This is a genomic window from Enterococcus sp. DIV0183, from assembly GCF_050541505.1.
Taxonomy (GTDB): domain Bacteria; phylum Bacillota; class Bacilli; order Lactobacillales; family Enterococcaceae; genus Enterococcus; species Enterococcus faecalis.
In genome coordinates this window covers 2420966-2439016 of sequence record NZ_CP172932.1, presented here as the reverse complement: position 1 = coordinate 2439016, position 18051 = coordinate 2420966, and the positions used below count along the sequence as shown (strand labels likewise).

Genomic DNA, 18051 nt, shown 5'->3' with positions numbered 1-18051 from the left:
AAATGACAGACAAGACAAAAAGTTCGTTGGCTTATTGGAAAAAAATCGTTATTTTACTATGTATGGGCTGGGTAACAATCTGGATTTATCGTTCCGCGCTTTCTCCTGTTTATCCACAAATTCGTGCGTCTCTAAATGGTAACGCTTCCGATACGGCCCTAGGGTCCATTTCTAGCTTTTATTTTCTCGGTTACGTAGTCATGCAGATTCCTGCAGGCTTCTTGGTAGACAAAATTGGGAAAAAACGTGTATTAATTCCAGGCTTTATCTTGTTTGCGCTGGCAGCATTACTGATTGCCCAAGCCCAAACGATTGGAACAATTTACTTAGGTAGCTTATTGGCAGGTTTAGGATGTGGTTCTTTCTATGGCTCGGCTTACTCGTTGACGTCGCAAAACATTCCTCAAGCCAAAAAAAGTTTTGCAACAGCTATTGTCAACAGTGGTTCAGCCGTTGGTTCAGGTTTAGGGATGATTTTATCTAGTTATTTAGTTGCCCAAAAAGGATTGCCTTGGCAAGTGATGATGTACATTTCCGCCTTTATGATTATTTGTATGTTAGTGGCTTTTCAAGTGATTATTCGCAATCATAAAGAAGACATGGCCTTGATTCAGCCAACCGTTGTTGATGAAAAAGATAACGGAGCGGTAAAAGAAAAAGTGCCCTTTAAAAAACTGTTTGCGCCACATATGCTATTTGCGTATATTTTATATTTTGGCACTTGTTATGCATATTATATGATTGTGACTTGGTTACCTAATTTTTTAAGTACCGAACGTGGTTTCCAAGGAGCAGCAATTGGATTGTCCTCTTCGCTGGTCGCATTTGCCTCTATTCCAGGAGCGTTATTTTTTAGTCGGTTGGCGGATAAGTACATGCATAAAAAAGTTCAATTCATCGTTGTTTTAGAATTTTTAGCAACAGCCATGCTTTTGTTAACTGTACAAGTAAGTAATGCAACGTTGTTATTAATTGCTTTAATTATGTATGGGTTCTTAGGGAAATTAGCTGTAGAACCGATTATTATTTCTTGGCTAGGTGAAAATGCACCAAAAATTGGAATTGGCACTACTTTGGGTGTTTTTAACTTTTTCGGCATGATGTCATCTGTGATTGCCCCAGCTTTAACTGGGAAAATTTCAGACACAACGGGTTCGAAAGTCATGGGCTTTTATATCGCCGTCGTGATTTTACTAATTGGCACGATTCTTTTTATGCTTGTTAATTTAAAAAAACGCGGGGCAGATTCGTCTAATAAATAAAAAAACAACGCAAACTTATCTTTCGCTGAATAAGTTTGCGTTGTTTTACTTTTTAACAATCATATTAATCGCTTGTGCTAATCGCTCTTCTTGTTCTTTAGGATCTTTTTCAGGATTTTCAAAGCAATGCTTTAAATTTTCCGCAACAATCATCCCCATTACGCGATCAATACTAGAACGGACCGCACTCAACTGAGTGATAACATCGATACACTCTTTTTCTTCATCAATCATTTTTTGAATTCCGCGAATTTGACCTTCTGTGCGGCGTAAACGATTCAGCACTTTCTTTTTTTCTTCAGTCATTTTGCCCCTCCTTAAGAGTAGTGATTGGTTTAAAATATACCTACACGAGGTATTTTTGTCAACTATCTTTTCTTTGAATCTAAAAATGGCAGAAATCTCTTCAGTTGACAAGTCTATCTTTTTCATGTTAAATATACCCCATAAGGTATATAAGAGAAGGAGAAAAAGATGTTATTTCAATTGTTTAAAAAAACGCTAAGTATTTCAACAAAGGAATTGCAGTCACGTTTATCTAAAGAGATAACGTTATTAGATGTCCGGACACCTAGCGAATACCGCGCAGGGCATATTCCACAAGCGATTAATGTCCCACTTAACAAAATTCCCGCCTACAACAAATCCGCTAACGAAGTCTATGTGATTTGCCAGTCCGGCATGCGCAGCAAAAATGCGGCCAAAATTTTAGCGAGAAAAAACTATCACGTGATTAACGTTCGTGGCGGGATGTCCCAATGGTCTGGTCAAATTAAAGGAGGAAAATAAATGAAAATTGTAATTATCGGAGGCGTGGCTGGTGGTATGTCAGCAGCGACACGTTTACGTCGCTTAATGGAAGATGCTGAAATTGTTGTCATGGAAAAAGGCCCTTTTGTTTCATTTGCAAACTGTGGTTTGCCTTACTACGTTTCTGGCGAAATCGCAGAAAGAGAGCAACTGCTTGTTCAAACACCCGAAGCGTTAAAGGCACGGTTTAATTTAGATGTTCGTCCTCACCATGAAGTCGTTGCGATTGATCCAATAGAAAAAGTGATCACAGTGAAACATGAAACAGAAATTTTAACAGAACACTATGACAAATTAATTTTATCACCAGGGGCGAAACCTTTTGTGCCACCAATTACAGGATTGGCAGAAGCCAAAAATGTTTTTTCATTAAGAAATGTTCCTGATTTAGATCAAATTATGACAGCCTTGACACCAGAAACAAAACGAGCCGTCGTGATTGGCGCAGGCTTCATTGGCTTGGAAATGGCAGAAAACTTACAAAAACGCGGATTAGAAGTCACTCTCGTGGAAAAAGCGCCTCATGTTTTACCGCCATTAGACGAAGAAATGGCCGCTTTTGTCAAAGCTGAATTAAGTAAAAACAATGTTCAAGTAATTACGGGACAATCTGCGGTTGCTTTTGAAGAAGAAGGGCAAGTGATTCGCTTAGAAGACGGTCAAACATTAGCTTCTGATTTAACCATTTTGTCGGTGGGTGTCCAACCAGAAAATACCTTAGCAGTTGAAGCAGGTGTAGCAACTGGTTTACGTGGCGGTATTGTTGTTGATGAACACTATCAAACGAATCAACCCGATATTTATGCGGTTGGGGATGCTATTGTAGTGAAACAACAAATCACTCAAGAAGATGCGCTGATTTCTTTAGCTTCTCCCGCCAATCGCCAAGGACGTCAAGTAGCGGATGTGATTGCTGGGTTAGAGAGAAAAAATCAAGGAAGCATTGGGACCGCCATTGTGCGAGTCTTTGATTTAACCGCTGCTTCAACTGGTTTAAGCGAACGGGCTGCTAAAGTTGCTGGACTAACAACAGCTGTTGTGCATATCAGTGGAAAAGACCATGCGGGGTATTATCCTGGCGCAACAGATCTTCAGTTAAAATTAGTTTTCCATCCTACGACAGGGGAAATTTATGGTGCACAAGGAATTGGGGCAAAGGGCGTAGATAAGCGGATTGATATTCTTGCGACCGCTATTAAAGGACAGTTAACTATTTTTGATTTGCCTGAATTAGAGTTTACCTATGCGCCGCCGTTTGGTTCAGCGAAAGATCCTGTGAACATGTTAGGCTATGCAGCGATGAACCTTGCAGAAGGATTGAGTGAAAACGTTCAATGGTATGAGTTATCCAACGAATTAGCTAATGGGGCTGTTTTATTAGATGTCCGTAATCCCGCTGAACAAGCCAATGGTCAATTTAAAAATGCTGTCTCTATTCCTTTAAATGGGTTAAGAGAACGTTTGGAGGAATTAGACAAGTCAACGGAGTACATTGTTAGTTGTCACAGCGGTTTGCGTAGTTATATTGCAGAACGGATGCTAAAACAAGCGGGCATCTCAGCCAAAAATTTAGATGGTGCTTTTGCGCTATATCGAATGGTAAAACCGGAGGAACTAGAAAATGTATAACACGATTGGCATGCCTGAATTTTATCAGGAAGCAAAACGAAAAAAATTACCGATTATTGATGTACGAGAAGAAATGGAATACCAACTGGGGCATGTCCCCCAGGCCATCAACTTACCTTTAAGTACTTTAACCGAAAATTATCAGCAATTAGATAAAAACCAACCCTATTATCTGATTTGTCAAATGGGATCGCGCTCCGCACAAGCGTGTGCGTTTCTCAGTCAACAAGGGTATCAAGTAACCAATGTTCTAGGCGGTACATCTGGCTGGTTGGGTCAATTAGAACAATAAAATAACAAAAAACGTTTATCCTTTTACACAGGATAAACGTTTTTTTGTTAGATAAAGATGTGTCAAAACTGTAAGAGGAATGATAGGAAGATGAAGGGACCAGTTTTTTTATTCATTATATACTAAATAAAATGACAAACTCGTCAACAGAAATCAAGGAGGAACAAATAAATGAAAAAGTCAGGCCAGAAGAAGCGAAATAAAAAAGTGTGGTTCGGTATTGGTGCCGCAGTGGTCGTCGTCGGATTTATCGGAGCAAAAACAGTTTTTTCTTCAAAAGAAGTTGAACCTGAATACACAACGTATACCATTACAGAAATGGCCTCATTAAAATTAGATGGTCAAGTGAGTTTTCTAGATACTCGGGATATTTTCTTTGATCCTTCTCTAGGAAAAATTGCCGAAATAAATGTTGAAAATGGTAAAGAAGTCAAGAAAGATAGTCCATTGTTAACGTACAATAACTCAGACATCCAAGCCACAGAAACAGAACAAGCGAATGCCGTTAATCGGAACAATCTTCAAGTTCAACAAGCACAAGAGAACGTTAACTTAGCCACTCAAAAATACAATGAAGCGTTAAACAAAGTTGCTGCAGCCAAGCAAAAATTAAACACCGCAAAAGAGGCTGAAGAGAAAGAAACACTAAATGCGGAAATTCAGCAATTGAATGAAGCCGTTAGTGCTGCGAATAGTGAAGTCGCCCAAGCTAACCAAGCCCTTCAATTAGCCAACAGTGATGCCGTCGGAGCAGCAAACACGCTTGAACAAACACGTGGCAAAGTCAACACAGTTGTTACAGCACCAATTGATGGCCAAGTCACTGTTGATGCTAGTGCCATGAGTAGTACCGACAAACCAGTCATTAAAATTGCAACACAAAAGAAAAATATTCAAGGAAAAGTAACCGAATATGATTACGATAAATTACAGACAGGGGAAGAAGTAACAGTGACGACCGTTGGTTCAGGCAAATCAGCACCAGGCAAAATTGTTTCCATTGCGCAAACCCCAATAGCTAAAAATGAAGGCAATCCAGTAGTGAGTTATCAATTTACAGTAGAAGGTGATTTTCCTTGGGCAGAAGGCTTGTCTACTAGCATCGCTGTGCCGCAAAAGCAAATGATTATACCGACAGCAGCAATCCAAAAAGAAGGCCAAAAAGAATTTGTCTATGTTTACAAAGCGGGCAAAGCGAAAAAAACACCGATTGAAACAGAAACAAATTTAGGTCGTAAAGTTGTCAAAAGTGGCTTGAATTGGAAAGACCAAGTGATTGCCAATCCCAATAAAGAATTAAAAGATAATCAAGATGTTCAGGTAGCTGCCAATGATTAAGCTAGCCCATATTCATAAATATTATTATTCCGAAGAAGAAACACTGCATGTGTTAGATGATATTAACCTCCAAGTAGACGCTGGAGAATTTTTAGCGATTATGGGTCCTTCTGGTTCTGGGAAATCGACTTTGATTAATTTGCTAGGCTTTATTGATAAAAAGTTTGAAGGAACGTATTTATTTGAAGACCGTGAAATTGGCGACTTTTCTGATAAGGAACTATCCCGAATTAGAAATGAAGCAGTCGGCTTTGTCTTTCAGAATTTTAGTTTAATTGAAACACTAACAGTTGAAGAAAACATTGAATTACCTCTTTTATATAGTGGGTTAACCCCAAAAGAAGCCAAAGATCGTGTCCACGAAGTTCTGACAAAAGTCGGCTTGCCAGATAAAGGCAAGAAGCATCCAAAACAACTTTCGGGCGGACAACAACAACGTGTTGCCATTGCGCGTGCGATTGTCAATCGGCCAAGTTTTATTATTGCAGATGAACCAACTGGGGCTTTAGATAGTAAAACATCGGAAGAAATTTTAACGCTCTTTCAGCAATTAAACAATGAAGGTGTCACCATTATTTTAGTGACACATGATGAAGAAACAATTGAATACTGCAATCGTTTGATTAAAGTTCGTGATGGAAAGATTTTAGAGGAGGTGCTGACATGAAACGTTCAATTATTTGGAAAACCGCCTTCCGTTCCATTTTGAAAAATAAGCGACGCAGCTTGTTAACGATGCTAGGGATTGTCATCGGGATCGCTTCGGTGATTACCATCGTGGCTATCGGTAACGGCTTTAAAGAAGACATGGTCGATAAATTATCTGCTGAAAAACAAAAAGAAAATGTGAAAAAGATTTCTTTTTCGGCCTACAACACTTCGGATATGTTTAGTGACCAAGCGATGTTTACCGACAATGATTTAGGGGTCGTGCGCATGGTTCCTGGCGTAGAAAAAATTGATTTTGATCAAAGAGAAGTTGATGGCGCCCAAAAAGGTACACTGAATTTTCAAGCAGGACCGAAAAATCTTTCCGTAACCTATGAACTTGCCGACAAAACCACCAAAGAATTGTTGGCGGGACGCCAACTGAATGATGGAGACAATGCAAAACTGGATAAAACAGTGGTGGTGGATGAACTGGTTGCCAAAGAACTCTACCAAGACCCAACTGCAGCAGTTAATCGAACTTTTCCATATAAAGAGCAACTTTTTACCATTGTTGGCGTGACAACCAATACCAGCGGTGCCATTGGTCCAGGTAATGATGACTCATTGCTTTATTTTCCCAAAAAGACCTATGAACATTATTTCGGCAAGCTAAAAGATACATCTACGTTGAAACTAACAGTAGCACCTGGCTATCAACCAGATCAAGTATTGAAAGAAACAATAAAAACTCTCTCTCAACAAGGAACCATGAAAAACAGTGGGACGTATCAAGAATATAATGTTAAAGATACCATCAAAGAAATGGGCTCTTTATTAAATAATTTAACCTTGTTTATTTCCGCAATTGCGGCCATTTCACTGGTAATTGCTGGGGTCGGCGTTATGAATATGATGTACATTTCGGTCTCAGAAAGGATTAAGGAAATTGGTATCCGACGTGCATTGGGCGGGACAGCCAGTGATATTAAAAAGCAATTCTTAACAGAAGGGATTGCCTTGACCTTAATCGGCGGAATTACTGGTTATCTTTTAGGAATGATTATTGCCTACTTAGCCTCAATGGCACTACCGTTTTCTGTTCGACCAGATTTAATGACCGTTTCATTAGCCATTGGGATTTCTGTCTTTATCGGGGTTGTATTTAGCTATTTCCCTGCCTCGGCAGCTTCAAAAAAAGACTTGATCGATATTATGAAATAAATATAAACAGCAAAGAAACAGCCATTTTTGGCTGTTTTTTTTAGTGAAAGTAGAAAAAAATCCAAAGATTTCAAGAGAAAGTAGCTAACAAACGTCAAAAGGTTGATATTAGCTACCAACCTTTTGACGTTTGTCAGTTAAATAAAAAAGAAAAAAATTAAAAAAATAGCACGTTGAGGATTAAATAACAAACATTTTTTAAATAAGACTATTGGAAATCCTTTATAAATCGGGGATTACAGGAATGACTGTTAATGACTGATTTGCTTGTAAATTTCTAAATTTTAATTCGAAAAAATTCCAGTATACTAAATATATCAAAACAAAACACGAAAATTGAGAAAATTTTGAACTAAAAAAGAATTAAGGAGGAATCAAGAATGAAAATAATGGTCATCACAAAAAATATTTTATCAGAAACTGCTTTTCAAAACCGCTTACAGCATTTAGATCATCAAGTTTTTTGTACGACGTGTCTGATTGGTGAAATTAAGGAAAGTCATTTGTTTTATCGAAAATTTGATGCCATCATTCTCAGCGAAACGATTCCTCGCAAAGAACAATATTTATATCTAAAGGAATTAGCCAGAGTTAAAACGCCGTTGTTTCTTCGCTCGGAAGACATTCCTACCTCGGAAGAATTGAGCATTAGCTATCAATATGGCATTCTCAATTGGTTACGATTGGATGCGACTTTGGATACATTAAGAGAAAATCTCCTTTTGGCAGAATTAAATAAACCCATCCAACGAGAAGATGAAAAGTTAGATGTAGAGGGGATAAAGCTAACAGCCGCAGAACGTGCACTACTGGCTGTCTTGTATAGTACGCCAAAAGAACACTTACCAATGGAGCGCCTTTGTAAATTAATATATGACACAGAAGAAACAGCCAATAATCGAAAAAAAATGACCAAACAGCTGACAAAATTAAATAAAAAAATTCAAGTAGGGGGCTTTAAAAAACAAGGTATCCAAAATACACGGTATAAAGGCTACAAACTGCATCCGCAGTTGCTTCCTTACATTGGCGAATTATTTACTTAAAATAAAGAAACTCTTGACGAATGAAAATCACCATCACAGGATGACCCCTAAAAACCATGCTATACTAATACGGAATAGTATAGGAGGTGGGTCTGTATGAAAGACGGACTATATTGGGTACAACAATTAAAAGAACAGAAAGTAAGTCGCACAGAACTCTTAAAGGATATTGAGAAAAAAGTCCAAAAGTTAAATCCAAAGATCAATGGCTTTGTAACTTTTGATAGCCAAGAAGCAGAAGCAACTTATCAAAAAAATAAACAGCAGGACACACTATTTGCTGGTTTGCCATTTCCATTGAAAATGTTAGGCCAAGAAAAAGCGGGGTGGTCAGCAACGGCCGGCTCGCAACTTTTTAAAAATAGTACTGCAACAACGACCTCTAACTTTGTCAAACAAGCAGAAACGATTGGTTTGATGCCTTTAGGACAAACCAACGCTCCAGAGTTTGGCTTTAAAAATATTACGGACCCTGCGCTTTACGGGCCAGCCCGCAATCCTTGGAACCTGGAACGTTCGCCAGGCGGTTCCAGTGGCGGCGCTGCCGCAGTTGTCGCTAGCGGGATTGTTCCTATCGCCGGCGCTAGCGATGGCGGTGGCTCCATCCGAATTCCCGCCTCTTTTAGTGGCTTAATTGGCTTAAAACCTAGCCGTGGCTCCATGCCTGTCGGCCCAGAAGGCTGGCGAGGCTGGCAAGGTGCCTCGATTGACTTTGCGTTGACTATTTCTATGAGAGACACCAAAGCGTTATTCTATGGCCTACGTGGTAGCCACAGTGGCGCCCCCTACCAAGCGCCCTTGGCAGAATGGCAAACACACCCTAAAAAACAACGGCTAAAAATTGCTCTGTGTACCGCTTCGCCTATCGGCTCAATGATTTCGCCAGAAGCAACACTAGCGGCGAAACAAGCGGCTGATTTTCTGGCAGCCGCTGGCCATGAAATCATTGAAATTCCTTATCCAGTCGATGGTGCAGCGCTGATTCGCTCCTATTATCAAATGAACGGCGCAGAAACTACAGCGATGATGAACAGCATTCAACAGGGGCTCGGGCGCCCAATTCGTAAAGAAGAAATCGAACCTTTTTCATGGACCATGCATCAATTCGGCCAAAAGATTCCAGCAGCCACCTATGTTCATTCATTACAGTTGTGGGATCAAGCAGCAGTAACGATGGAAGAACTTTTTCAAAAATTTGATCTGTTTTTATCACCAACAACGGCTTTTTCAGCACCAAAAATTAACGAAGATTTGCAAAGTGAGCATATTCGTCAACGAATGGAACAGGCAGCTGAATTAACAGAAGCAGAGCTAGCTGAATTAATCTATGATTATTTTGATAAAAGTTTACAGCTAACACCTTATACTCAATTAGCGAACCTGACAGGACAACCAGCTATCAGCTTGCCCACACATATTACGGCAGCTGGGTTACCCTTAGGCATTCAATTGCTGGCTGCTCGTGGACGTGAAGATCTCTTATTCCAAGTAGGCGAACAGTTTGAGCAAAAAGGTAAATTTAAATTACCAGAAAGTTACCGCTAAATAGGGTGTTATTGTGACCAAATTTCAGATAAAATAGACACAAGACAAAAAACTGAGGTGGAAAAATGCTGTACGTAGTGAGACATGGTGAAACAGATTATAATGTGGCCCGTAGAATTTGTGGTCATGCGGAAGCGCAATTGACCGAAAAAGGCTATCAACAAGCGGAATTGGTAGCTGAAAAAATTGCCAAACAAGGAATTCAAATCGACCGTTTACTGGCGTCCCCTTTAAAACGGGCGCAAGAAACAGCACGTAAAATTGCAGAACGAAATCAATTGACGATTGAAACAGAACCTCGTTTAATTGAGATGAATTTTGGCATTTATGATGGTGAACCGATTGAAACAACGGCTTTCCAAGAAAATCGTTCTGAGATTTCCTTGCCGTTTCCAGAAGGGGAATCAGTCCTAGATGTCGCGGGTCGAATTTATCCCCTGATTGAGGAAGCCTTGGCTTCAGAGGAAACTTACCTATTTGTTTGCCACAATGCGGTTATGCGAGTCATTGATAACTACTTCAATGGTAAAAAAATCCAAGATTTCTTGGACTTTCATTGTGAAAATACACAACTTGTACAATACGGAGAATAAAAATCAAGTCTTTAATCTTTTGGTTAAAGACTTGATTTTTTTTATGGTAAATAAGAAACCGCTTCCGTTTTAATGTATAATAAATTAACTTTTGGATCAAAAAAGAAATGGGGAAAAGACTATGAGAATTGATAATATTCATCAAGCGTTAAAACAGTTTCACGTACAAAATCCAAGTAGCAAAGAAATCTTGTTGCCCGCAACGGCTTCGCAATTAAGTCAGACCTCTGGCTATACCCGAACCGCTGTTAGTGAAGAGCTTTCAGAATTAGTAAGAAAAGACCAAGTCGTTAAAGTTAAATCTAGACCAGTGTTATTTTTTGATAAAGACTACTTAGAGGAACAGTTTCCTTTTTTTAAAAGTAGCACGTGCTACGATTCCCTCGCTTCGCTGCAAGAGGACATTTATCAACAGACAGAACAGATACATAAGAAAAAGCAGCTACTGAAAATGAATCCATTTGCGAACGTAATTGGTTTTGATGGGAGCTTAGCAGACGCCATCAAGAAGTTGAAAGCCGCTATTTTATATCCGCCTAATGGCTTGAATATTTTACTTACTGGAGAATCTGGGGTGGGGAAAACCTTAATTGCAGAACAATTACACCAATTTTATCAAGTTAAAATGAACCAAGAAGTTCCGTTTATTTATTTTAATTGTGCAGAATATTTCAACAATCCAGAATTATTAACTTCGCATCTGTTTGGCTATAAAAAAGGCAGTTTCACTGGTGCCGTCAATGACCAAAAAGGTTTAGTGGAGTTGGCAGATGGCGGTTTTTTATTTTTAGATGAAGTCCATCGATTAACGAGCGAAGGCCAAGAAAAATTGTTTACAGTTTTGGATAAAGGGTATTTTACACGGATGGGCGAAGCCGAAAAACAAAGAAATGTATCGATAAAATTTATTTTTGCAACAACCGAAGCAGTCAATCAACATTTTTTGAAAACGTTTTTAAGAAGGATCCCTGTGACATTAGCCATTCCAGCTTTAGCCGAGCGCTCTTTGAAAGAAAAAATTCAATTGATTTTGTCCTTTTTCTTAGAAGAAAGTCAACGGATTCAAAAGAATATCCATATTCGTTATGAGGCGTTGAAACAATTAACGTTTACTCATTTTGAAGCCAACGTTGGCGAATTGAAAGCGGCGATTCAATTTATGAGCGCACAAGCCTATTTAGAAGTGTTCGATCAATTAACGGAAACTATTTGCATTGAAGCAAACGAGGGGACAGTCAAAGAGCAACCTGATGTAGAAAGTCTGCTGGCTTTTAATGAGTGGATACCTAACGATGGCCTCACGATTCAATACAACCATTTTTATTTAAGCAGTCAAGAGTTACTCAAATCGGAAAGTCTGAAAAATGATCGTTTTTATAATTTTCTATTGAAAGAATATGCGGATTTGAAAAAATTAACTCTTTCGACAGAGGATGCGCTAGCAATCATGCAAAACAAAGTCGAGCAACTTTATGATATGGACATTTTTGCTCAAGAACCGCTAGCCTTAGAGGCCATTGACGAAACATTGCAGCCAAAAATTCAAGAAGCCATTGTCTTTTTTGAACAATTAATCCAAGAAAAATTGACAGAGGATTTCCAGAATATTTTAATTGTCCACCTTTATTCTGCTGTTTTTTATTCTGCACAAATGAATGAAACATTTTATTCAGATACCAAAAATATCTATTCTGGCAAAGTAACCCAGTATCAAGCTGCTAAGACCATGGTGGACTTTCTACAAACATTGTTTGGGATTTCTTTTGCTGATACGGAAATCCTCTTTTTCGATCTATTTATTCGTAAAGTCACAGCTAAAAAAAGAGCGCACTCAGATGAAGAAAACTGTGGCGTTATCGTCGTTGCACATGGTGCCGCGACGGCCAGTAGCATGGTTGAGTACACCAACCTTCTGTTTTCAACAACGGTCATGCGTGCAGTTGATATGCCGATTAATCAATCAGTGGAAGAAACATTAGAAAAAGTCCGTACAATTGTAAAGCAAAATCAGTATAAAAAAATTATTTTAATGGTGGACATCGGTTCCCTGGTTTACTTTGGTAATGCTATCAGTCAAACGTTTCAAATGGAAGTGCTGCTAATTAGCAATATCAATCTATTAACATTGCTAGAAGTGGCCCGAGAAGTCATTTATGAATCGACGGCGTTTGAGTATCTATTACCAGTCTTAAAAGAAAAAAATCATCGCGCCTTGATTTGCAGTAAAGGTCGCTTCAACGAGGCAAAAGTTCTCATTATTTCCTGTCTAACTGGCATGGGGACTGCTATTAAAATTGAACAGTTGTTACTAAAAACTTTTCCTAATGAATTACTAACGAATGTACGCATCATTACTTTAGAGAAAAGAGAAGTGGAAGATATTGATCGCTTGCATTCTTTTGTTCGAAAAGAAGAGAAAATCGTTGGTATCATTGGCACCGTAAAGACAGAAGTGCCAGATATTCCGTTTATTTCTTTACAAGATTTACTATCGAAGCGGGGTATTCAGCTAGTTTTCGAATTATTAGGCCATCATTTAGAAGAAAAACAAAACCAAGAGTTACTAAAAAAAGTTTCAGCTAAATATATTCAAGGATTATCAATCGAAGCTATTACAGACTTACTAACGGTTTTGAATCCTACAACCATTTCAATCGAATTAGCTAAGATTTATTCAGACATTTGCTTGCAAACTAAAATAAAAAGTGACGAAAAGATTTTACTTCGTTTTATCATTCATTGTGCCTGTATGTTAGAACGGCAATTATTGAATCCAGAATATGACCCGACAGCTTATGAAGTGTCATATCGAGAGTTGCCAGAAGCAGTATCTGTCATAAAAATGGCGTTTCGACCGCTTGAAGTGTCCTATAATCTGTTGATTCCACCTTTGGAAGTGCGCTATATTTATGAATTGCTCTTTGAAAAGGCTTAATTCAAACGGAAATGAAAGTTGGCACACTTATTGCTTTTAATAAAATGATTAATTAGCAAAGGAGTTTGTTTATGGAAAATGAACCAATTTTACTTTTAACACACAATGGTTGGGGCTTGGAATTAGTCAAAAGCGTCCAGATGATTGTAGGAGAAGTCACAAATGTACATGAAGTAGCATTACAAGCAGAGGATTCACTGGGGGATTATTTAGAACGAGTCACAGAAAAAATTGACCAATTAACGTGGCACAACCAGTTGCTAATTTTAACAGATGTTAAAGGCGGCACACCTAGTAACGTTGCATTACGTTTATCAAAAGATTATGACCTCCTGATTGTGTCAGGATTATGCACATCGTTATTATTAGAATCCGTCATGAAACAAAGTGGTCCTGGATTTCGTTTACAAGATGCAGAGATGATTCAACAAGCAGCAGTAGACAGTTGTCAAATTTTAGAAATTCCAAAATAAGAAAGTACAGGTGAACAGAATGTCAAAAATCGTATTAACAAGAGTCGATAGCCGTTTAATCCATGGACAAGTAGTGACTAAATGGTTACAACAATCAGGTGCAAATGAAATTTTGGTAGTGAGTGATGAACTAGAGCAAGATGAATTTTTACAAAGTATTTATTTAATGGCGGCGCCTCCAGGGGTTTCTGTAGTAATTAAAGGGATTGAAAGTGCCAAAGAATATTGGGAATCGCAAGAAAAGGAAGAGAAAAAGGTGTTATTTTTAGTGCCAGATTTAACGACCTTAAAAGCGATGGTGGACCAAGAAATTATTAAAGAGGAGATTCAAGTTGGTGGCTTAGGTGGCGGACCAAATCGGAAAAATGTTTTAAAAAATATCAATTTATCTGAAGAAGATGTTGCAATTTTGACTGAACTTTTAACGAAGGGCATCCATGTTTTCTTCCAAGCGATTCCCGAAGAAAATCCCCTACCAATTCAAAAATTAATTGAAAAATATCAATCACTATAATCAGAGAAAAAGGAGAGAATCATATGGGCGTTTTAGGTGTTTCAATTATTATGGGACTTTATTATTGGTTTGCACGTTTGCGTTTTGGGTACACATTTTCAGGCATGCTGTCTCAGCCATTAGGTGCAGCGTTTGTGGTTGGTTTAGCAACAGGAAAACTTAGTGAAGCAATGGTTGTGGGGGCGGGGATTCAACTTGTTTATCTCGGAGTCACCTCCACACCGGGTGGCAATGTGCCTAGTGATCCGGCTTTAGCTTCAGCAATCGCGATTCCGATTGCTTTAGGTGTGGGAATGAATGCCGAGGCGGCTGTTGCACTAGCTGTTCCTTTTGGTGTGTTAGGCGTCTTTATGGATCAATTACGGCGCACCATCAATGCGACGTGGGTGCATATGGCTGATAAATATGCGGAAGAGTTAAATTATGGGGGGATTTACCGAGCTGCGTTTGTTTATCCAGCTTTAGCAGGATTTTTAATTCGCTTTCCGTTGGTTTTTGCGGCGAACTTTTTTGGTCAATCTGTGGTGAATAAAGTCTTAGAAGTTATCCCAGCATGGTTGATGCACGGCTTTGAAGTAATGGGTGGTATTTTACCAGCGTTAGGATTCGCCTTAACAATTATGGTAATTGGCAAGAAAAATTTGATTCCTTATTTTTTAATTGGTTTTGTTGCAGTAGTATATTTTGGCGCAGAAGTTATGGCCGTCGCTATTTTAGGAATCTGTATTGCCTTTTTAGTTAGAAACAAGGCATTGAGTGAGGAGGCAGCATAATGGAACAAATGACACAAGCAAATGAACAACAATTGGAACAGAAAAAAATTACTAAAAAAGAATTATCCAAAGCCTTTTGGATTTATCAACTAGGCTGTGAATTATCAAATTCTTATGAACGTCTTCAAAGTTTAGTTTTTTGTGCATCGATGATTCCTGCAATTAAAAAACTTTACGCAGACGATGAAGAACAACAAAAAGAAGCTCTGAAACGTCATTTGAATTTTTTTAATACTGAAGGAACAGTAGGGGCTTCCATTCAAGGGATTGCAATTGCTATGGAGGAAGAAAAATCCAATGGCGCAGCGATCTCTGATACGGCGATCACATCGATTAAAACTGGGCTGATGGGTCCGCTGGCTGGGATTGGCGATTCGATTATTTGGGCAGCATTAATGCCGTTAATCATTTCCATTTTTATTCCAATGGCTAAAGGAGGTAACGTGATTGGAAGTATCGGTCCGTTGGTTCTGTACACAGCCATTACATTATACATCAGTTGGACGTTAGTGAATAAGTCCTATACATTAGGGCGTAATTCAATCTTAAGTTTGTTAAAAGACGGCAAAATCAAGCAAGTCATTTATTCAGCAAATGTTTTAGGAATGATGATGATGGGCGCTTTAAGTGCGAGTTATGTTAAAATTGCTAGCCCGATGACGTTTAAAGTTACTGGCGGTGCCACGATTGTTTTACAAGATATTCTAGATCAAATTATGAAAGGGTTACTTCCTTTAGCAGCAGTCATGGCTATTTATTTCTTCATGGTAAAAAAAGGCCCACGTTACGGTATCATTATCGGCACGATTGTCTTAGTTAGTTTGGTCACTTCATTCTTTGGTTTGTTATAAAGGAGAAAATAATGAATAGTTACGAAAAATTTCACTTAAAAGAAGTCATCAATGCTTCTGGCAAAATGACCATTCTAGGTGTCTCCAAAGTTTCGGAGGCAGTCCTAGCAGCTCAACGATTCGGCGGCGAACATTTCTTTGAAATGAGTGAACTTAGTGTGCAAATAGGGGCCTTTTTAGCCAACTTGTTGAAGGTAGAAGATGCCCAAATCGTTTCCTCGGCTTCGGCGGGGATTGCCCAATCGGTGGCTGCATTGATTGGAAAAGGCAGCTTGTACCACGCGTATCATCCCTATACAGAAAAAATTGAACAGCGAGAGATTGTTTTACCTAAAGGGCACAACGTGGACTACGGCACGCCTGTAGAAGTTATGGTAGCGCAAGGTGGCGGCCAAGTGGTGGAAGCTGGCTACGCCAACATGTGCAGTCCAGAACACGTGGAAATGATGATTTCTGAAAAAACAGCGGCCATTCTATACATCAAAAGCCATCATACCGTGCAAAAAAGTATGCTGACGGTGGCCGAAGCGGCCAAAGTGGCGCAACGCCACAAGGTGCCGCTAATTGTTGACGCGGCAGCAGAAGAAGATCTTTTCAAATACACTGAAGCAGGCGCTGATTTGGTGATTTACAGCGGCGCCAAAGCCATTGAAGGGCCAAGTGCCGGTTTAGTGGTCGGGAAAAAAGAATACATTGACTGGGTGCGCCTACAAGGCAAAGGCATTGGTCGAGCAATGAAAATTGGCAAAGACAATATTCTAGGCTTTACGCAAGCAGTGGAAGAATATTTGGCGCATGGCAGTGAATCAGGGGCTTCGATGCAAGAGCGTTTAAAACCGTTTGTTGAAGCTATCAACAACTTGTCAGATTTAACCGCCAAAATCGTCCAAGATGGCGCTGGCCGAGACATTTATCGCGCCAGTGTCAAAGTGGACGGCAGAAAAACCGCTAAGGAAGTCATCCAAGCATTAAAAGCAGAAAGTCCGGCCATTTATACGCGTGAATATCAAGCCAACAATGGCATCATTGAGTTTGACATTCGTTCTGTCAATCAAGAAGAAATGAACAAAATCGTGCAACGATTACAAGAAATTATGGACACAAAGGAGAAATAAGTCATGTCATTAAAACCTAATTATTTAGAAGAACGCATTTGTTTAAACGTCTTAGCCAATTCAGTAGAAAATGCCCAAGCCTGTTATGAAGCAGCAGAAGGGCATGTTGTGTTAGGCGTCCTTTCAAAAAACTATGAAACCGATGAAGCAGCCATTGACGATATGAAAAAATACCAAGCAGCAACCAACAACGCTTTATCTGTCGGCTTAGGAGCTGGTGATCCAAATCAAAGTCAAATGGTGGCTCGCTTATCAGAAGTTCTACAACCGCAACACGTGAACCAAGTCTTCACAGGTGTCGGCGCTTCGCGGGCCTTACTTCGTCAAGACGAAACAGTGATTAATGGCTTGGTTTCACCCACAGGCAAAGTTGGCTATGTCAACATTGCGACAGGTCCGTTAAGCTCGGGTGCGCCAGCGGCGGAAGTGCCTATCGAAACCACCATCAAATTGTTGAAAGACATGGGGGGCAGTTCCATTAAATATTTCCCGATGAAAGGCTTGGCTCACAAAGAAGAATACCAAGCAGTAGCAGCAGCTTGTGCCAAGTATGACTTTTATTTAGAACCAACAGGGGGCATTGATTTAGAAAACTTTGAAGAAATTGTTCAAATTGCGGTGGATGTCGGCGTTAAAAAAATCATTCCTCATGTTTACAGCTCAATTATCGATCAAGAAACAGGGGACACTAGAACAGAAGACGTGAAAACGTTACTAACCATGATGAAAAACACATTGAATAAGTAAAGGGCCAATCTTTATTTGACTTTCTTCGCCAGATTTGCTACTCTCAAGTGGAGAATAAATAAAAACCAACAAATGAATGTGGGGTATTTTGGTGAGTGTCGTAGGTATCTAATTGATAAGTTGAATAACCAGTGAACCAAGCAAGGTTTATTTGGTGTGCTTAGAAAGTGATACCTGTCAGTCATCTCATTTACTAAATACCTCCTTTAGAAGAGGTTTCTTTAGTAACCTTTATCCAATGATAAAGAGGACAGCG

Annotated in this window: 18 protein-coding genes; 17 read left to right on the top strand and 1 reads right to left on the bottom strand. The window is 39.3% G+C overall.

The genetic code is table 11. The features are described from left to right. Positions 1-2: 2 nt before the first annotated feature. Complete coding sequence (locus IGK72_RS11855) at positions 3-1262, top strand: MFS transporter (protein WP_002368361.1); 1260 nt, start codon at positions 3-5, stop codon at positions 1260-1262. 45 nt (positions 1263-1307) lie between these two features. Here the strand turns inward: IGK72_RS11855 and IGK72_RS11850 are convergent, their stop codons facing one another. Further along, positions 1308-1568 carry a metal-sensitive transcriptional regulator gene (locus IGK72_RS11850; protein WP_002355063.1) on the bottom strand — a complete coding sequence of 87 codons (261 nt, stop codon included), beginning with the start codon at positions 1566-1568 and terminating at the stop codon, positions 1308-1310. A gap of 168 nt (positions 1569-1736) precedes the next feature. On the opposite strand from IGK72_RS11850, the gene IGK72_RS11845 reads away from it, so the two are divergent. The 16 genes from IGK72_RS11845 to dagF all read left to right on the top strand — a co-directional run bounded on the left by IGK72_RS11845 (position 1737) and on the right by dagF (position 17795). After that, on the top strand, positions 1737-2051 hold the full coding sequence (locus IGK72_RS11845; RefSeq protein WP_023895466.1) for a rhodanese-like domain-containing protein: 315 nt from the start codon (positions 1737-1739) through the stop codon (positions 2049-2051). Next, positions 2052-3701, top strand: coding sequence for an FAD-dependent oxidoreductase (locus IGK72_RS11840; protein ID WP_070416091.1), 1650 nt, complete (start codon positions 2052-2054; stop codon positions 3699-3701). Beyond that, positions 3694-3993, top strand: a complete 300-nt coding sequence (locus tag IGK72_RS11835) for a rhodanese-like domain-containing protein (RefSeq protein ID WP_002355066.1) — start codon at positions 3694-3696, stop codon at positions 3991-3993. Before IGK72_RS11840 ends, IGK72_RS11835 begins: the two co-directional genes overlap by 8 nt. Before the next feature lie 171 nt (positions 3994-4164). Then, positions 4165-5331 (top strand): efflux RND transporter periplasmic adaptor subunit, encoded by a 1167-nt coding sequence (locus IGK72_RS11830; protein ID WP_002359132.1) that lies wholly within the window; start codon positions 4165-4167, stop codon positions 5329-5331. Further along, entirely contained in the window at positions 5324-5998 is a 675-nt protein-coding gene (locus IGK72_RS11825; protein ID WP_002365285.1) for an ABC transporter ATP-binding protein, read from the top strand. The genes IGK72_RS11830 and IGK72_RS11825 overlap by 8 nt, the downstream gene beginning before the upstream one ends. Next, a complete protein-coding gene (locus tag IGK72_RS11820; RefSeq protein ID WP_002359134.1) occupies positions 5995-7203 on the top strand; it encodes an ABC transporter permease in 1209 nt (402 codons plus the stop codon). Before IGK72_RS11825 ends, IGK72_RS11820 begins: the two co-directional genes overlap by 4 nt. 380 nt (positions 7204-7583) lie before the next feature. After that, positions 7584-8249: a helix-turn-helix domain-containing protein gene (locus tag IGK72_RS11815; RefSeq protein WP_002359135.1), complete on the top strand. Its 666-nt coding sequence runs from the start codon at positions 7584-7586 to the stop codon at positions 8247-8249. A gap of 96 nt (positions 8250-8345) precedes the next feature. After that, on the top strand, positions 8346-9794 hold the full coding sequence (locus IGK72_RS11810; protein ID WP_023895468.1) for an amidase: 1449 nt from the start codon (positions 8346-8348) through the stop codon (positions 9792-9794). 65 nt (positions 9795-9859) lie between these two features. Further along, on the top strand, positions 9860-10387 hold the full coding sequence (locus IGK72_RS11805; protein WP_002359138.1) for a histidine phosphatase family protein: 528 nt from the start codon (positions 9860-9862) through the stop codon (positions 10385-10387). 121 nt (positions 10388-10508) lie between these two features. Further along, positions 10509-13322: a sigma 54-interacting transcriptional regulator gene (locus IGK72_RS11800; RefSeq protein WP_023895469.1), complete on the top strand. Its 2814-nt coding sequence runs from the start codon at positions 10509-10511 to the stop codon at positions 13320-13322. Between the two features lie 71 nt (positions 13323-13393). Continuing rightward, positions 13394-13795 (top strand): PTS sugar transporter subunit IIA, encoded by a 402-nt coding sequence (locus tag IGK72_RS11795; protein ID WP_002365282.1) that lies wholly within the window; start codon positions 13394-13396, stop codon positions 13793-13795. Positions 13796-13814: 19 nt separating this feature from the next. Continuing rightward, positions 13815-14309: a PTS system mannose/fructose/N-acetylgalactosamine-transporter subunit IIB gene (locus IGK72_RS11790; RefSeq protein ID WP_002355078.1), complete on the top strand. Its 495-nt coding sequence runs from the start codon at positions 13815-13817 to the stop codon at positions 14307-14309. 23 nt (positions 14310-14332) lie between these two features. Further along, positions 14333-15082 carry a PTS mannose/fructose/sorbose/N-acetylgalactosamine transporter subunit IIC gene (locus tag IGK72_RS11785; protein WP_070416093.1) on the top strand — a complete coding sequence of 250 codons (750 nt, stop codon included), beginning with the start codon at positions 14333-14335 and terminating at the stop codon, positions 15080-15082. Continuing rightward, positions 15082-15933, top strand: a complete 852-nt coding sequence (locus IGK72_RS11780; RefSeq protein WP_002355080.1) for a PTS system mannose/fructose/sorbose family transporter subunit IID — start codon at positions 15082-15084, stop codon at positions 15931-15933. The genes IGK72_RS11785 and IGK72_RS11780 overlap by 1 nt, the downstream gene beginning before the upstream one ends. Before the next feature lie 11 nt (positions 15934-15944). Then, a complete protein-coding gene (locus IGK72_RS11775) occupies positions 15945-17048 on the top strand; it encodes a DgaE family pyridoxal phosphate-dependent ammonia lyase (RefSeq protein WP_202229313.1) in 1104 nt (367 codons plus the stop codon). Positions 17049-17051: 3 nt separating this feature from the next. Next, the gene (gene dagF, locus IGK72_RS11770; protein ID WP_070416095.1) at positions 17052-17795 is read left to right on the top strand and encodes a 2-dehydro-3-deoxy-phosphogluconate aldolase; all 744 of its coding nucleotides are present in this window, start codon (positions 17052-17054) and stop codon (positions 17793-17795) included. Positions 17796-18051: the final 256 nt, after the last annotated feature.

What these genes read in the sequence shown, in the direction of transcription:
- IGK72_RS11855 (WP_002368361.1), top strand. Translation starts at nt 3, where the DNA reads ATGACAGACAAGACAAAAAGTTCGTTGGCTTATTGGAAAAAAATCGTT.
- IGK72_RS11850 (WP_002355063.1), bottom strand. Translation starts at nt 1,568, where the DNA reads ATGACTGAAGAAAAAAAGAAAGTGCTGAATCGTTTACGCCGCACAGAA.
- IGK72_RS11845 (WP_023895466.1), top strand. Translation starts at nt 1,737, where the DNA reads ATGTTATTTCAATTGTTTAAAAAAACGCTAAGTATTTCAACAAAGGAA.
- IGK72_RS11840 (WP_070416091.1), top strand. Translation starts at nt 2,052, where the DNA reads ATGAAAATTGTAATTATCGGAGGCGTGGCTGGTGGTATGTCAGCAGCG.
- IGK72_RS11835 (WP_002355066.1), top strand. Translation starts at nt 3,694, where the DNA reads ATGTATAACACGATTGGCATGCCTGAATTTTATCAGGAAGCAAAACGA.
- IGK72_RS11830 (WP_002359132.1), top strand. Translation starts at nt 4,165, where the DNA reads ATGAAAAAGTCAGGCCAGAAGAAGCGAAATAAAAAAGTGTGGTTCGGT.
- IGK72_RS11825 (WP_002365285.1), top strand. Translation starts at nt 5,324, where the DNA reads ATGATTAAGCTAGCCCATATTCATAAATATTATTATTCCGAAGAAGAA.
- IGK72_RS11820 (WP_002359134.1), top strand. Translation starts at nt 5,995, where the DNA reads ATGAAACGTTCAATTATTTGGAAAACCGCCTTCCGTTCCATTTTGAAA.
- IGK72_RS11815 (WP_002359135.1), top strand. Translation starts at nt 7,584, where the DNA reads ATGAAAATAATGGTCATCACAAAAAATATTTTATCAGAAACTGCTTTT.
- IGK72_RS11810 (WP_023895468.1), top strand. Translation starts at nt 8,346, where the DNA reads ATGAAAGACGGACTATATTGGGTACAACAATTAAAAGAACAGAAAGTA.
- IGK72_RS11805 (WP_002359138.1), top strand. Translation starts at nt 9,860, where the DNA reads ATGCTGTACGTAGTGAGACATGGTGAAACAGATTATAATGTGGCCCGT.
- IGK72_RS11800 (WP_023895469.1), top strand. Translation starts at nt 10,509, where the DNA reads ATGAGAATTGATAATATTCATCAAGCGTTAAAACAGTTTCACGTACAA.
- IGK72_RS11795 (WP_002365282.1), top strand. Translation starts at nt 13,394, where the DNA reads ATGGAAAATGAACCAATTTTACTTTTAACACACAATGGTTGGGGCTTG.
- IGK72_RS11790 (WP_002355078.1), top strand. Translation starts at nt 13,815, where the DNA reads ATGTCAAAAATCGTATTAACAAGAGTCGATAGCCGTTTAATCCATGGA.
- IGK72_RS11785 (WP_070416093.1), top strand. Translation starts at nt 14,333, where the DNA reads ATGGGCGTTTTAGGTGTTTCAATTATTATGGGACTTTATTATTGGTTT.
- IGK72_RS11780 (WP_002355080.1), top strand. Translation starts at nt 15,082, where the DNA reads ATGGAACAAATGACACAAGCAAATGAACAACAATTGGAACAGAAAAAA.
- IGK72_RS11775 (WP_202229313.1), top strand. Translation starts at nt 15,945, where the DNA reads ATGAATAGTTACGAAAAATTTCACTTAAAAGAAGTCATCAATGCTTCT.
- dagF (WP_070416095.1), top strand. Translation starts at nt 17,052, where the DNA reads ATGTCATTAAAACCTAATTATTTAGAAGAACGCATTTGTTTAAACGTC.